The 14,325-nt window shown below is 71.3% G+C and carries 9 protein-coding genes; 5 read left to right on the top strand and 4 right to left on the bottom strand.

Translation table 11 applies throughout. The features are described 5' to 3' along the window. Position 1 precedes the first annotated feature (1 nt). From IEX47_RS05995 to IEX47_RS05985, 3 genes are read right to left on the bottom strand one after another with little or no spacing between them, the layout of a single operon-like run. On the bottom strand, positions 2–2,038 hold the full coding sequence (locus IEX47_RS05995; RefSeq protein WP_188783098.1) for a PTS fructose transporter subunit IIABC: 2,037 nt from the start codon (positions 2,036–2,038) through the stop codon (positions 2–4). Beyond that, complete coding sequence (locus IEX47_RS05990; RefSeq protein ID WP_188783097.1) at positions 2,035–3,000, bottom strand: 1-phosphofructokinase family hexose kinase; 966 nt, start codon at positions 2,998–3,000, stop codon at positions 2,035–2,037. The genes IEX47_RS05995 and IEX47_RS05990 overlap by 4 nt, the downstream gene beginning before the upstream one ends. Next, positions 2,997–3,764, bottom strand: coding sequence for a DeoR/GlpR family DNA-binding transcription regulator (locus IEX47_RS05985; RefSeq protein WP_188783096.1), 768 nt, complete (start codon positions 3,762–3,764; stop codon positions 2,997–2,999). Before IEX47_RS05985 ends, IEX47_RS05990 begins: the two co-directional genes overlap by 4 nt. A gap of 81 nt (positions 3,765–3,845) precedes the next feature. On the opposite strand from IEX47_RS05985, the gene IEX47_RS05980 reads away from it, so the two are divergent. After that, positions 3,846–5,543, top strand: a complete 1,698-nt coding sequence (locus IEX47_RS05980; protein ID WP_229662665.1) for a phosphoenolpyruvate--protein phosphotransferase — start codon at positions 3,846–3,848, stop codon at positions 5,541–5,543. A 77-nt stretch (positions 5,544–5,620) separates the two neighbouring features. Continuing rightward, the gene (locus tag IEX47_RS05975; protein WP_188783095.1) at positions 5,621–7,738 is read left to right on the top strand and encodes an MMPL family transporter; all 2,118 of its coding nucleotides are present in this window, start codon (positions 5,621–5,623) and stop codon (positions 7,736–7,738) included. Between the two features lie 68 nt (positions 7,739–7,806). On the opposite strand, the gene IEX47_RS05970 is transcribed toward IEX47_RS05975, so the two are convergent. Next, positions 7,807–9,927: a molybdopterin-dependent oxidoreductase gene (locus IEX47_RS05970; protein ID WP_188783094.1), complete on the bottom strand. Its 2,121-nt coding sequence runs from the start codon at positions 9,925–9,927 to the stop codon at positions 7,807–7,809. 169 nt (positions 9,928–10,096) lie between these two features. Between IEX47_RS05970 and rpsO the strand changes: the two genes are divergently transcribed. From rpsO to IEX47_RS05955, 3 genes are all read left to right on the top strand, one after another. Then, the gene (rpsO, locus tag IEX47_RS05965; RefSeq protein ID WP_107700106.1) at positions 10,097–10,372 is read left to right on the top strand and encodes a 30S ribosomal protein S15; all 276 of its coding nucleotides are present in this window, start codon (positions 10,097–10,099) and stop codon (positions 10,370–10,372) included. A 294-nt stretch (positions 10,373–10,666) separates the two neighbouring features. Next, positions 10,667–12,892 (top strand): polyribonucleotide nucleotidyltransferase, encoded by a 2,226-nt coding sequence (locus IEX47_RS05960; RefSeq protein WP_188783093.1) that lies wholly within the window; start codon positions 10,667–10,669, stop codon positions 12,890–12,892. Between the two features lie 53 nt (positions 12,893–12,945). Further along, positions 12,946–14,256: a M16 family metallopeptidase gene (locus IEX47_RS05955; protein WP_229662664.1), complete on the top strand. Its 1,311-nt coding sequence runs from the start codon at positions 12,946–12,948 to the stop codon at positions 14,254–14,256. The last annotated feature ends 69 nt before the right edge of the window (positions 14,257–14,325 follow it).

Genomic DNA, 14,325 nt, shown 5'->3' with positions numbered 1-14,325 from the left:
GTCAGACCGTTGCGGGCTCGGGGCTCCGCGAGAGGCTCTTGAGCAGGACCACGGCGAGGGCAGCGACCGCGGTGCCGGCGGCGAGGGCGACCGCGAAGCCGAGCACCCCGTCGACGGCGAACAGCACGAAGATGCCGCCGTGCGGCGCGCGCAGGCTGACGCCGAAGAGCTCGGAGAGGCCGCCGGTGACGGCGCTGCCGAGCATGACCGACGGGATGACGCGCAGCGGGTCGGCCGCTGCGAACGGGATCGCCCCCTCGGTGATGAACGAGGCGCCCAGGAGCCAGGCGGCCTTGCCGTTCTCGCGCTCCGCCAGGCTGAAGAGCCCAGGTCGGACGACCGTGGCGAGGGCCAGGGCCAGGGGCGGGACCATGCCGGCGAGCATGACCGCGGCCATGATCTTGAGCTCGGGCGCGTCGCTGGCGAGGGAGGCGGCCCCGATGCCGGTGGCGGCGAAGGCGTAGGCGACCTTGTTGAGCGGGCCGCCCATGTCGAAGGCCATCATCAGGCCGAGGATGATGCCCAGGAGCACGGCGTTGGCGCCGCTCATGTCCTTGAGGCCGTGCTGCAGCGAGGTCATCAGGTGGCTGATCGGCGTGCCGAGCAGGGTCAGCATGATCGTGCCGACGACGAGCGTGGTCAGCAGCGGGATGACGAGGACCGGCATCAGGCCGCGCGCCCACGACGGGACCTTGCGGCCAGCGATCCAGTGCGCCACCAGGCCGGCGAGCACACCGCCGACGATCGCGCCGATGAAGCCGGTCTGGGGGGTGCCGAACTGCATGACGTCGGTGGCGAGCCCGCCCATGATGAAGCCGGGGGCGATGCCCGGGCGGTCGGCGATCGCGAAGGCGATGTAGCCGGCGAGCGCGGGCACGAAGAAGGCGAACGCCGTCTTGCCGATGATGAAGAGGATCGACGCGACGTAGGCGAGGAGGCCCGAGTCGAACGGGACGTGCTTCAACCCGAGCTCGTGGACGTCGGGGAGGTTGGTCGGCGAGTTCTTCGCGACGACGTCCTTGAAGACGTTGGTGATGTCGTAGCCGCCGAGGAGGAACGAGAGCGCGATCAGCAGGCCGCCGGCGGCGACGAACGGGATCATGTACGAGACGCCGGTCATCAGGATCCGGCGGGTGCGGGCACCCCACGACTCGTTCGCCTCGTCGCTGCCGTGGCCGGCCGCGGCGTCTGCGGTGCCGGCGACGCGCGGCGCGGCCGGGTCGTCGGCGTACCGGAGGGCGTCGGCGATCATGCCGTCGGCGTCGTCGACGGCGCGCTTGACGCCGGAGGCGACGACCGGGAGGCCGGCGAAGCGGGCCTTGTCCCTGACCCCGACGTCGGCGGCGAGGATGACCGCCGACGCCGAGGCGATGGTGGAGGCGGCGAGCGGGGTGGAGCCCGCCGATCCCTGCGTCTCGACGTGGATGTCCACGCCGGCGCGCTCGGCGGCGGCCTGGAGGGCCTCGGCCGCCATGTAGGTGTGGGCGATGCCCGTGGGGCACGCCGTGACCGCGACCAGCGAACGCCGCGGCGCGGCCTCGGCCGGAGCGGCAGCGGCGGCGGAGGCCTCGGCCGCGGGGGCAGGTGCCGGGTTGAGCACGCCGTCGACGAGCGCGACGACCTCGTCGGCGGACGTGGCCGAGCGCAGCCCCTCGGTGAAGGCCGGCTTGACCAGCGCGCGGGCCAGCTTGGTGAGGATCTGCAGGTGGACCGCGTCGCCGCCGTCGGGCGCCGCGATGAGGAAGACGATGTCGGCCGGGCCGTCCTTGGCGCCGAAGTCGACCGGCGGCGCCACCCGCGCGAAGGCGAGCGTCGGCGCGCTGACCGCGGAGGTGCGGCAGTGGGGGATCGCGATGCCGCCCTTGAGCCCCGTCGGGGAGGTCTCCTCGCGGGCGAGGACGTCGCGGATGAGCTGGGCCACGTCGTCGGTGCGCCCGGCGTCGGTGAGCAGGCCGGCGAGGGAGCGGATCACGCTCTCCTTGTCGCTGCCGAGCTGGGCGTCGAGGCGCACCAGGTCGCTGGTGATGAGCTGGGTCATCGGACGGTTCCTTCGGTGAGGTCGAGGACGCGCAAGGAGACGAGCTCCGGGTGCACCTGCGACGGGGTGGGAATGGTCGTGCCGGGAAGTGCGGCGGCCGCGCTGCCGTAGGCGACGGCGAGGGCGAGGCGCTGGTCGGGCGGGAGCAGCCGCTCGGCGCCGAGGAGGTAGCCGAAGAGGCTGGAGTCGCCCGCACCGACGGTGCTGACGACGGTGGTCGGGGGAGGCGTGGCGTGCCAGGCGCCGTCGGCGGTCACGAGCACGGCGCCCGCACCACCGAGCGTCGCGAGCACGGCCTCCACGCCCGCCGAGACCAGTCTGCGCGCGGCCGCGGCGGCCGCGGCGGGGGAGGCCTCGAGCTCGTGGGGGTCGCCGCCGGTGAACGACGCCAGCTCCTCGGCGTTCGGCTTCATCAGGTCGGGGGCGGCGCGGCCGAGGGAGGCGACGAGGGCAGCGAGCGCGTCGTCGCTGGTGTCGACGGCCACCTTCGCCGGCGTACGCCGGAGCGCGGCGACGAGGTCGGCGTACCAGGTGGGCGGGGCGGCGGGCGGCAGGGAGCCGGCGATGACGACCCAGTCCGCGGTGCGCGCGGCCGAGAGGACCATCGAGCTCAGCTGGTCGAGGAGCTCGGCGGAGGCAGGCTCGGCGGTCGCGTTGAGCTTGGTGGTGGTGCCGTCGGGCTCGGTGAGGGTGAGGTTGACCCGGATCGGACCGGCCGGGCCGACGGGTGAGCACCGCACGCCCGCCTCGGTCAGCTCGTGCACGGACGGGTCGTCAGCGGCGGCGGGGAGGATCGCGAGCGTGTCGATGCCGGCGGCGACGGCAGCACGGGAGATGTTCACGCCCTTGCCGGCCGCCTGGGTCGACGTGCCCTCGACCCGCAGCACCGCTCCGCGCGTGAGCGGGCCGCCGAGCGCGACCGTGCGGTCTAGGCTCGGGTGGGCGGTGAGGGTGACGATCACGCGACCACGACCTCGAGGCCGTGCGCGGTCAGCTCGGCGCAGGCTGCCCGGTCGGCGCCCTCGTCGGTGACGACGACGTCGATCTCGTCGAGCCCCGCGAAGCGCTGCGCGGTCTCGGTGCCGAACTTCGAGGCGTCGGCGAGGACGACGGTGCGCCGCGCGGCCTGGACCAGCGCGCGCTTCGTCGCGGCCTCCTCGAGGTCGGGCGTCGAGAAGCCGTGGGCGACCGAGATGCCGTTGGTGCCGATGAAGGCGATGTCGGCACGGAGCCGCTGGAGGGCCGCGACGGTGTCGGCACCGACGGCGGCCTGCGTGGAGGGGCGGACCCGTCCCGGCAGGAGGTGGAGGGAGACGTGGGGCAGACCGGCGAGCCGGGCGGCGACCGGTACGGCGTGGGTGATGACGACCAGCTGGCGGTCCGTCGGCAGGAGCGCGGCCAGGCGGGACGTCGACGAGCCGGCGTCGATCAGGATCGTCGCCTCGCCCGCCGGCAGCTGGGCCAGCGCGGCACGCGCGATCTGGTCCTTCTGGCGCGTGTTGGCGGTGTCGCGCTCGGTCAGCGCGGACTCGATGCTGGCCAGGGCGCCGGCCGGGATCGCCCCGCCGTGGACCCGCCGCACCAGGCCGGCGCGCTCGAGCAGCGAGAGATCGCGCCGCACCGTCTCGGTCGTCACCACGAACTCGGTCGCGAGCTCGGCGACCGAGACGCTGCCGCGGTCGGCGACGAGCTGCGCGATCGCCTGCTGGCGCTCTTCGGCATACATCGTGGGACCCTCCGAAAATCTGTGTTTATGTTGTTTTACCCCCGAACCTGTTGACTGTCTAGGGGGTCGGCGGGTTAATTTGTGAGCGTGGTCACTCAAACTGCTCGTGAGAAGAAGCTGACGCTGCACGGCACCCCGGTCGTCTCCGGAGTCGTCTACGCCCCCGCCCTGCTGGCGCGCGGCGAGATCCCGACCGCCGCGATCGAGGCGTTCGCCAGCGTCACCTTCGCGGACGCCGAGGCCGCCCTCGCGGCGTACGAAGCAGCGGCGGCAGCCGTCGCCGACGGGTTCACCGCGAAGGCGCTGCAGGTCTCCGGCGCCGCAGCCGAGGTGCTCTCCGCCAGCGCCGGGCTCGCCCGTGACAAGGGCCTGCGCTCCGTCGTACGCCGTCAGCTCGCCGCCGGCGAGCCCCTGCTGCGTGCGCTGCACACGGGCGTGGAGCACTTCGCGGGGCTCTTCACGCAGATGGGTGGACTGATGGCCGAGCGGGTGACCGACCTGCACGACATCGAGCGCCGGATCACCGCCCACCTCGTCGGCGTCGCCGAGCCCGGCGTGCCGGTCCCCACCGAGCCGTCCGTGCTCCTCGCGAAGGACCTGGCCCCCTCCGACACGGCGCTCCTCGACCCGGAGCTCGTGCTCGCGCTGGTCACCGGCAAGGGTGGCCCCACGAGCCACACCGCGATCATCGCCCGTCAGCTCGGCATCCCGTGCGTGGTCGGCGTCGCGGGTGCGGGCGAGATCCAGGACGGGGAGCTCGTCCTGGTCGACGGGGCCACGGGCGTGGTCACCACCGGCGCCGACCCCGAGGACGCCCGCCGCCGGGCGGCTGACGACGCGCGCGAGCGGGCCGAGCTGGCCCGCTGGACCGGTCCCGCCACCACGGCCGACGGTGTCGGCGTGAAGCTGCTCGCCAACGTGGCCGACGTGCCGACGGCCCAGACCGCGGCCGGTGCCCCGGTCGAGGGCGTCGGCCTCTTCCGCACCGAGCTCTCCTTCCTCAACCGCGCCGACGAGCCGAGCGTCGAGGAGCAGACCGGGATCTACGCCGGCGTCCTCAGCGCCTTCGGAGCCGGTCGCCACGTGGTCGCACGCACGCTCGACGCCGGCTCCGACAAGCCGATCGCCTTCGCCACGCACAAGGGCGAGGACAACCCGGCGCTCGGCGTACGCGGGCTGCGGCTGTCGTTCGACAACCCGGGCCTGCTCGACCGCCAGCTCGACGCCCTCGCTGCTGCGGCGGCGTCGTCCGGGGTCGAGACCTGGGTGATGGCGCCGATGGTCGCGACCCTCGCGGAGGCCGAGTCCTTCGCCGCGAAGGTGCGCGCGCGGGGCCTCAAGCCGGGCGTGATGATCGAGGTGCCCAGCGCGGCCCTGCAGGCGGCCCGGATGCTCGAGGTCGTCGACTTCCTCTCGATCGGCACCAACGATCTCACGCAGTACACGATGGCCGCCGACCGCATGGCGACCGACCTGGCCCACCTCACCGACGCCTGGCAGCCGGCCGTCCTCCAGCTGGTCGCGATGACCGCGCAGGCGGGCGTCACCGCGCGCAAGCCGGTGGGCATCTGCGGCGAGGCGGCGGCCGACCCGCTGCTCGCCTGTGTCCTGGTCGGGCTCGGCATCACGTCCCTGTCGATGGCGCCCGCCGCGGTCCGCCCGGTGGGTGCGCAGCTCAGCCGCGTCACCATGGCCGACTGCCGTCGTGCGGCCGAGGCCGCGCTCGCGGCGATCGACCCCGATGCGGCGCGTGCCGCCGTACGCGAGGCGCTCGGCTGATTTCGCTACCTAAGTAGGGGGCTGCCTCAGGGGTAATCCTGATGCGTTTGTCGGTGGGGAGCGGCAGGCTGTGACCCATGCACAGACACGTTGCCGGCGCCCTGACCGGGCGCAAGACGAAGTACGTCGTCCTCGTGTTCTGGATCCTCGCGATGGTGGTCTTCGGCGGTTTCGCCGGCAAGCTCGCGGACGTCCAGAACAACGAGGCCAAGTCCTGGCTCCCGGCCTCGGCCGAGTCGACCCAGGGCTTCGACAAGATGACGCCGTTCCAGGACCCCAACACCATCCCCACGACCCTCGTCTACACCTCGACGACGGTCACGGGTGACGCCCTCGCGAAGGTGGCGGCAGGCGACATCCCCGAGCTCTCGAAGCTCGAGGGGGTCCAGGGCACCATCGCGCCGCCGCTGCTCTCCAAGGACGGCGAGGTCGCCCAGCTGACGGTCAAGTTCGACGTCGGCAAGAACGGCTGGAACAAGATGCCGGCGCTCGTCGACGACATCCGCGCCATCGGTGACCATGACGGGGTCAAGCTCCACGTGACCGGCAGTGGCGGCTCCGCCGCTGACGCGGCCGAGGCCTTCGGCGGGCTCGACACGACGCTGCTCCTTGCCGCGGGCCTGGTCGTCATCGTGATCCTGCTCTTCGTCTACCGCAGCCCCTATCTCTGGTTCCTCCCGATCTTCAGCGTGGCGGTCGGCCTCGGCGTGACGATGGGCTTCGTCTACCTGATGGCGAAGTACGCCCACCTCACCGTCAACGGCCAGAGCCAGGCGATCCTCAGCATCCTCTGCATCGGTGCCGGCACCGACTACGCGTTGCTGCTCGTCTCCCGCTACCGCGAGGAGCTGCGCAACTACGAGGACCGCCACGAGGCGATGGCCCATGCGCTCCACCGCGCGGCCCCCGCGATCCTCGCGAGCGCGGCCACGGTCGCGCTCGGCATGCTCTGCCTGACCTTCGCCGAGATGAGCTCCACCCGCGGCATGGGCCCGGTCGTGGCGATCGGCGTCGCGATGACCTACCTCGTGATGGTCACGCTGCTTCCCGCGCTGCTGGTCATCTGCGGCCGCTGGGTCTTCTGGCCGAAGCGCCCGGAGTTCGGCTCCGTCGAGCCGGGCGAGTCCGGCGTGTGGGCACGGATCGGTCAGCGGATCGCGGTGCGCCCGCGCACCATCTGGGTCGGCGGCACGATCCTGCTCGCGATCGCCTGCCTCGGCCTCTTCCGCCTCGACGCCAACGGCCTCTCGAGCGACGACACCTACACCAAGGAGTTCGACTCGATCACGGGCCAGAAGGTGCTGGTCGCCCACGGCATGGCCGACCAGTCCAACCAGCTCCTGGTCGTGGCCAACGCGGCGAAGCAGACCGAGGTCCAGCAGGCGCTCGAGGGTGTCGACGGCCTCGACCCGATCACCACGCCCAACGGCCAGGTCAAGAGCTTCCCGCTCGGCCCGCCGCAGGGCGGCGTCGTGGCGATCGCTGCCGTGGTCAACGCCGACGTCTCCTCGCCCGCGGCGTACGACGTCGTCGACGCGGCCCGCGACGCGGTGCACGGCGTCAAGGGTGCCGACGCGCTCGTGACCGGCCAGTCGGCGATGATGCTCGACACCAAGGGCGCCAGCCAGCGCGACGACAAGGTGATCATCCCGATCGTCCTGGTCGTGGTCTTCCTGGTCCTGATGCTCCTGCTGCGGGCTCTGGTCGCCCCGCTCGTGCTCCTCGCGACGGTGATCCTGTCGTTCGGCGCGGCGCTGGGCATCTCGGTGCTCCTCTTCGAGCACGTCTTCGGCTTCGCCGGGTCGGACCCGAGCTTCCCGCTCTTCGCGTTCGTCTTCCTGGTGGCCCTGGGCATCGACTACAACATCTTCCTGATGACCCGTGTGCGGGAGGAGTCGGCCGTCCACGGCACTCGTAAGGGCGCGCTGATCGGCCTGACCTCGACCGGTGGCGTGATCACGTCGGCCGGCGTGGTGCTCGCGGCCACGTTCCTGGTGCTCGCGTCGCTGCCCCTGGTCTTCCTCGTGGAGATGGGCACGACGGTCGCGCTCGGCGTCATGCTCGACACGATGGTCGTCCGCTCGATCCTCGTGACCGCGCTCAACCTCGACCTCGGCGACAAGATCTGGTGGCCGAGCAAGCTCGGTCAGGGGTCGTCCGAGCCCGACGACGCTGCGGAGCTCGTCAACGCCTGAGCCGGCAACGACCGACCCGCTGCCTCGTGACGCCACGAGGCAGCGGGTCGCCGCATTTCAGCGCTGCGTCAGGAGAGCGTCACCGGCAGCCCGGAGAACGCCGCGTTGCCGCTGACGTCGAGCCGCTCCGGGTCGGTCAGGTCGTTGATCGAGACGCCGGTGACCTGCGTCGCCCGCCCCATGCGTACGCCGTCGCGCTGGTGCCCGTAGCCGTGGGGGAGTGACACGACACCCGGCATCACGTCGTCGGTGGCGAGTGCCTCCACCTTCACCGCGCCCACGCGGGAGGTCACGGTCACGAGATCGCCCGACACGAGCCCACGGGCGTCGAGGTCGGCGGGGTTGACCAGCAGCTGGTGCCGGTCGCGCCCCTTGGTGAGGCGCTCGCTGTTGTGCATCCAGGAGTTGCAGTCCTGCTTGTGCCGGCGGCCGATCAGCAGGAGCTCGCCGTCGGCCGGGGGAGCCTGGGCGCGCAGCCGGTCGAGGTCGCCGAGCACGAGCGGCTGCGCCGCGTCGACCCGCTTGGCCCTGGTCATGAGCCGCTCCGGGAAGAGGCCTTCCTGCAGCGGTCCGAGGTCGACGCCGGCGGGCGACTTCCGCAGGTCCGTGATGCGGACGGGCGAGCGGAACCGGAGCAGGTTGGCGATGAGGAAGGTCGGGCTCGGGCGCAGCCGCACCTGCAGCTCGAGCCGCCGGCGCAGCGGTGGCCTGCGGTCGAGCCGCTTGATGGTCCGCAGCCCGATCTCGCGGAAGATCTCCCAGTCGTGGCGCTGGTCGCGCGCCTTCGGGAAGACCGCCGGGGTGAAGCGGGCCGTGTTGCGGACCGCGAAGTGGTGGAAGACCAGGTCGTAGTGGTCGCGCTCGAGGGCACTTGTGGGCGGCAGGATGACGTCGGCGTGCCGGGTCGTCTCGTTGACGTAGATGTCGACCGCGACGTAGAAGTCCAGCCCTGCGATCGCCCGCTCGAGCGCACTGCCGTCGGGCGTCGAGAGCACCGGGTTGCCGGCGACCGTCAGCAGCGCGCGGACCTGGCCCTTGCCCGGCGTCTCCATCTCCTCGCGCATCACCGAGACCGGCAGCTCGCCGCCGAACTCCGGCACCCCGCGGACCCGCGACGCGAACCGGCCCACGTGCCCGCGCCCGAGCAGGCCGAGCTTCACCAGGTCGATCGCCGGCGTTGGCAGCATCACGCCGCCCTCGCGGTCGACGTTGCCGGTGAGCAGGTTGAGGAGCTGCAGCGCCCACTGGCACACGGTGCCGAACTCGTTGGTCGACACCCCCATCCGCCCGTACGCCGCGGCGCGCGGCGCCGTCGCGAACTCGGTGGCGATCCGGCGGATCGTCGCCGCCGGCACCCCACTCATCGCCTCCGCGCGCTCGGGGGTGAACTCCGCGACCGCGTCGGCGACGGCATCGATCCCGTCGAGCCACTCCGGCGGGTTGGCCAGGCCGCTGTCGATCAGGGTGTGGACCAGGGCGAGCAGGACCCACGCGTCGGAGCCGGGCCGCACGAAGACGTGCTCGTCGGCGATCTTCGCGGTCTCGGTGCGCCGCGGGTCCACCACGACCATGCGACCGCCGCGCTCGCGCAGCTCGCGCCGGCGACCGGGGAAGTCGGGGACGGTCATCAGGGATCCGTTGGAGGCCATCGGGTTGGCGCCGAAGACGAGGAAGTAGTCGGTCCGGTCGATGTCGGGGATCGGGATCATCAGCTGGTGCCCGTAGAGGAGGTGCGCGACGAGCTGGTGGGGGAGCTGGTCGACCGAGGTCGCACTGAAGTGGTTGCGCGTGCGGAAGGCGCCGGCCAGCGTCACGCCGTGCGTCATCGACCCGAGGCTGTGCACGTTGGGGTTGCCGAGGTAGATGGCCAGGGCGTCCTGCCCGTGCTGGTTGATCGCGGTGGAGAGACCGTTCGCGACCAGCTCGAACGCCTCGTCCCAGGTGATCTCCTCCCACCGCGCGTCAGCTCCGGTGCCCACCCGGCGTACGGGCTGGCGGAGGCGGTCGGGGTCGGCGTGGATGTCGCCGATCGCCACGCCCTTCGGACAGATGTGCCCGCGCGAGAGCGGGTCGTCCGGGTTGCCGCGTACGCCGGTCACCCGGCCTGCCTCGATCGTCAGCTCGAGGCCGCAGATGGCCTCGCACAGGTTGCACACGCCGAGCGTCTTCCGGGCCTGCTGGGTCTCCATCCCTGCATCGTGGCAGGACGGGCGCCGATTGGGCAGGGAGTCGGCGCTGGGATAGCCTTGCCCGGTTGCCCATTTCGGGCAGCACCGCCGTAAGAACGGCCGCGGAACCAGAGTGCCCCGGTGAACAGGCCCGGGCGCGCCGCGCAACGAGACGAAGGAGGACCGCGCTATGTCGATCGGTACCGACGCGGAGACCAAGAAGAAGATCATCGCCGAGTACGGCAAGTCCGAGGGTGACACCGGTTCTCCGGAGGTCCAGATCGCGCTGCTCTCGCACCGCATCTCGCACCTCACCGAGCACCTCAAGCAGCACAAGCACGACCACCACTCGCGTCGTGGCCTGCTGCTCCTCGTCGGCCAGCGCCGTCGTCTGCTGAACTACCTGCAGAAGACCGAGATCGAGCGTTACCGCTCGATCATCGAGCGCCTCGGCCTCCGCCGATGACCTGAGAGAGCCGCTGCCCGACACGGGCGGCGGCTCTCTTTCATCACAGGGGCGCGCTCGGTAGGCTCGCCCCGCACACACAACTGAACACATCCACATCATCCGGAGCGACCCGCGCACACGTCGGCACGGTCCTCGGTAGTGGCCTTCAGACCTCCCCTTCGTTGGGGGCACCGCTGCGGGCCTCGATCGAAGACCGGCCCCCTCACATGAGGGACCAGGCGGGGACTCATCTGCAGCACCCGCCTTCGAAAGGCGGTTCGTGGATCGCTCCACGTACAGAAAGGGTTCGCCTTGACCGAGGCAACCATCTCTGCTGTCGAGACCGTTCTCGACAACGGCAAGTTCGGCACCCGCACGATCAAGTTCGAGTCGGGTCTCCTCGCTCGTCAGGCCGCCGGTGCCGTCACCGCGTACCTCGACGACGACACCATGCTTCTCTCGGCGACGACCGCCGGCAAGACGCCGAAGGACCACTTCGACTTCTTCCCGCTGACGATCGACGTCGAGGAGCGCATGTACGCCGCGGGCAAGATCCCCGGCTCCTTCTTCCGCTCCGAGGGTCGCCCGGGCGAGGACGCGATCCTCGCCTGCCGCCTCATCGACCGCCCGCTGCGCCCGACCTTCAAGAAGGGTCTGCGCAACGAGGTCCAGGTCGTCATCACCGTCATGGCGCTCAACCCCGACGTGCCGTACGACGTGCTCGCGATCAACGCCGCGTCGGCGTCCACGCAGATCTCCGGCCTGCCGTTCTCCGGCCCGGTCGGTGGCGTCCGCGTCGCCCTCATCGACGGCCAGTGGGTCGCCTTCCCGCGCCACTCCGAGCTCGAGCGCGCCGTCTTCGACATGGTCGTCGCCGGCCGTGTCACCGAGACCGGCGACGTCGCGATCATGATGGTCGAGGCCGAGGCCACCGAGCAGACCTGGGACCTCGTCCAGTCGGGCGTGCAGGCTCCCTCCGAGGAGGTCGTCGCGACCGGCCTCGAGGCCGCCAAGCCCTTCATCAAGCAGCTCTGCGAGGCGCAGGCCGAGCTGGCGAAGGTCGCCGCGAAGCCCGTCCAGGAGTTCCCGATCTTCCTCGACTACGAGGACGACGTGTTCGCGGCCGTCGAGGCTGCGTGCAAGGCGCAGGTCTCCGAGGCCATGACGATCGCCGACAAGCAGGACCGCGAGGAGAAGCTCGACGAGCTCAAGGCCGCGCTCCTGGAGCAGGTCGGCCCGCAGTTCGAGGGTCGCGAGAAGGAGATCGGCGCGGCGTTCCGCTCCGTCTCCAAGCAGTGCGTGCGTGAGCGCGTCCTGCGCGACAAGGTCCGCATCGACGGCCGTGGCCTCTCCGACATCCGCGCCCTGAGCGCCGAGGTCGAGGTCATCCCGCGCGTGCACGGCTCGGCCCTCTTCGAGCGTGGCGAGACCCAGATCCTGGGCGTCACCACCCTCGACATGCTCAAGCTCGAGCAGCAGCTCGACACGCTGTCGCCGGAGAAGCACCGCCGGTACATGCACAAGTACATCTTCCCGCCGTTCTCCACGGGCGAGACGGGCCGCGTCGGTTCGCCGAAGCGCCGCGAGGTCGGTCACGGTGCGCTCGCGCGCCGCGCCCTCCTGCCGGTCCTGCCGACCCGCGAGGAGTTCCCCTACGCGATCCGCCAGCTCTCCGAGGCCATGGGCTCCAACGGCTCCACCTCGATGGGCTCGGTCTGCGCCTCGACGCTGTCCCTGCTGCAGGCCGGCGTTCCGCTCCGCGCCTCCGTCGCGGGCATCGCCATGGGTCTCATCTCCGACACGATCGACGGCAAGACCGAGTACGTCGCGCTGACCGACATCCTCGGTGCCGAGGACGCGTTCGGCGACATGGACTTCAAGGTCGCCGGCACGCGCGAGTTCGTCACGGCCCTCCAGCTCGACACGAAGCTCGACGGCATCCCGGCCGAGGTCCTGGCTGCGGCCCTGACCCAGGCCCGCGACGCCCGCCACACGATCCTCGACGTCATGGCCGAGGCCATCGACGAGCCCGAGGAGATGTCGGTCCACGCGCCGCGCATCATCACCGTGAAGGTCCCCGTCGACAAGATCGGTGAGGTCATCGGCCCGAAGGGCAAGATGATCAACCAGATCCAGGACGACACCGGCGCCTCGATCTCCATCGAGGACGACGGCACCGTCTACATCGGCGCGACCAACGGCGAGGCTGCCGAGGCTGCCCGATCGGCGATCAACGCGATCGCCAACCCGACCATGCCGGAGATTGGCGAGCGCTACCTCGGCACGGTCGTGAAGACGACCAACTTCGGCGCGTTCGTCTCCCTGCTCCCGGGCAAGGACGGCCTGCTCCACATCACGAAGCTCCGTGCTCTCAACGACGGCAAGCGCGTGGAGTCGGTCGAGGACGTCGTCTCCGTCGGCCAGAAGATCCAGGTCCAGATCGCCGAGATCGACGACCGCGGCAAGCTCTCGCTCGTCCCCTTCATCGAGGGCGCTGACGAGGCTGACGCTGCCGAGGCTCCGGAGTCGGACGCCTGAGCGTGATCACACGTCGCAAGAAGGCAACCGCCCGGCAGGAAACTGCCGGGCGGTTGTCCGTTCCCCAGGAGATCGGCTCGACCCGCACCGTCCTGGTCGAGAAGGACGACGCCGGCCGCGTCGTCTCCCGCGTACGCCGCACGGTGCTGCCCGGCGGCCTCCGCGTGCTCACCGAGGAGATGACCGGCGTCCGCTCGGCCAGCATCGGTGTCTGGGTCGGTGTCGGCTCGCGCCACGAGACGCCGAAGCTCCACGGCGCCTCGCACTTCCTCGAGCACCTGCTCTTCAAGGGCACGGCGTCGCGCTCCGCGCTCGACGTCTCGATCCTGCTCGACGAGATCGGCGGTGACTTCAACGCCTTCACCGCCAAGGAGTACACCTGCTTCCACGGTCGCGTGCTGGCTGAGGACCTCCCGCTCGCGATCGACGTGCTCGGCGACATGATGTCGAGCTCGGTGATCACCGACGCCGACGTCGAGGCCGAGCGCGAGGTCATCCTCGACGAGATCGCCATGCACGACGACGACCCCGAGGACGTCGTGCACAACCTCTTCGCCGAGCAGGCGTGGGGAGACAGCCCGCTGGGCCGTGGCATCGCCGGCACCGAGGAGTCGATCACGGCGCTCACCCGGGCGCAGATCAGCCGCTTCTACGCGAAGCACTACCGTCCGGCCAACATGGTGGTCTCGGTCGCCGGCAACGTCGACCACGCCACCGTCGTACGCCAGGTGGGGGAGGCGTTCGGCCGGGGTGACTTCCTGGCGACGGACGAGGAGCCCGTCGTCGCGACGCTCGCCGCCACGGCGCGCAGGGTCACGCCGGGGGAGCGCCACGCCCGGCGGCCACTCGAGCAGGTCAACGTCGTGCTGGGCCACCGGGGCCTGACCCGCAGTGACGAGCGCAGGTTCGCGCTCGGCGTCCTCAACACGGTGCTGGGCGGCGGCTCGTCGTCCCGCCTCTTCCAGGAGGTGCGCGAGCTGCGCGGGCTGGCCTACTCGGTCTACTCGTTCGCGAGCCACCACGTCGATGCGGGCCTGGTCGGCGTCGCGGTCGGCTGTCTGCCCGCCAAGCTCGACGAGACCCTGGCGGTCGTCCGCGCGGAGCTGCGGAAGGTCGCCAGCGACGGCATCACCGCCGAGGAGCTGGCCCGCGGCAAGCGGCAGCTCGCCGGCAGCATGATCATGGGCCTGGAGGACTCCGGTGCCCGCATGTCGCGCAACGGCAAGGCCGAGCTGATCTACGACGAGCTGATCGGCCTCGACGACGCGCTCGAGCGGATCAACGCCGTCAGTCTCGAGGACGTCGCGTCGCTCGCGGCCGACCTCTTCAGCGGTCCCGAGCTGCTCGCAGCGGTCGGTCCCTGATCGCGAGCTCGTTGGGTAGTTGTGCCCATCGACCGGGGGCCTGCCTGCCGGGAGCATTCTCGGCAGGTG

The sequence above is a fragment of the Nocardioides phosphati genome (genome assembly GCF_014646375.1).
GTDB classification, from domain to species: domain Bacteria; phylum Actinomycetota; class Actinomycetes; order Propionibacteriales; family Nocardioidaceae; genus Nocardioides; species Nocardioides phosphati.
The sequence above is the reverse complement of the archived record's forward strand: the minus strand, read 5'-3'. Positions and strand labels throughout refer to the sequence as shown.

Excerpts from the sequence above, each read along its gene's own strand:
- IEX47_RS05970 (WP_188783094.1), bottom strand. The coding sequence starts at position 9,927 with ATGGAGACCCAGCAGGCCCGGAAGACGCTCGGCGTGTGCAACCTGTGC.
- IEX47_RS05985 (WP_188783096.1), bottom strand. The coding sequence starts at position 3,764 with ATGTATGCCGAAGAGCGCCAGCAGGCGATCGCGCAGCTCGTCGCCGAC.
- IEX47_RS05995 (WP_188783098.1), bottom strand. The coding sequence starts at position 2,038 with ATGACCCAGCTCATCACCAGCGACCTGGTGCGCCTCGACGCCCAGCTC.
- rpsO (WP_107700106.1), top strand. The coding sequence starts at position 10,097 with ATGTCGATCGGTACCGACGCGGAGACCAAGAAGAAGATCATCGCCGAG.
- IEX47_RS05975 (WP_188783095.1), top strand. The coding sequence starts at position 5,621 with ATGCACAGACACGTTGCCGGCGCCCTGACCGGGCGCAAGACGAAGTAC.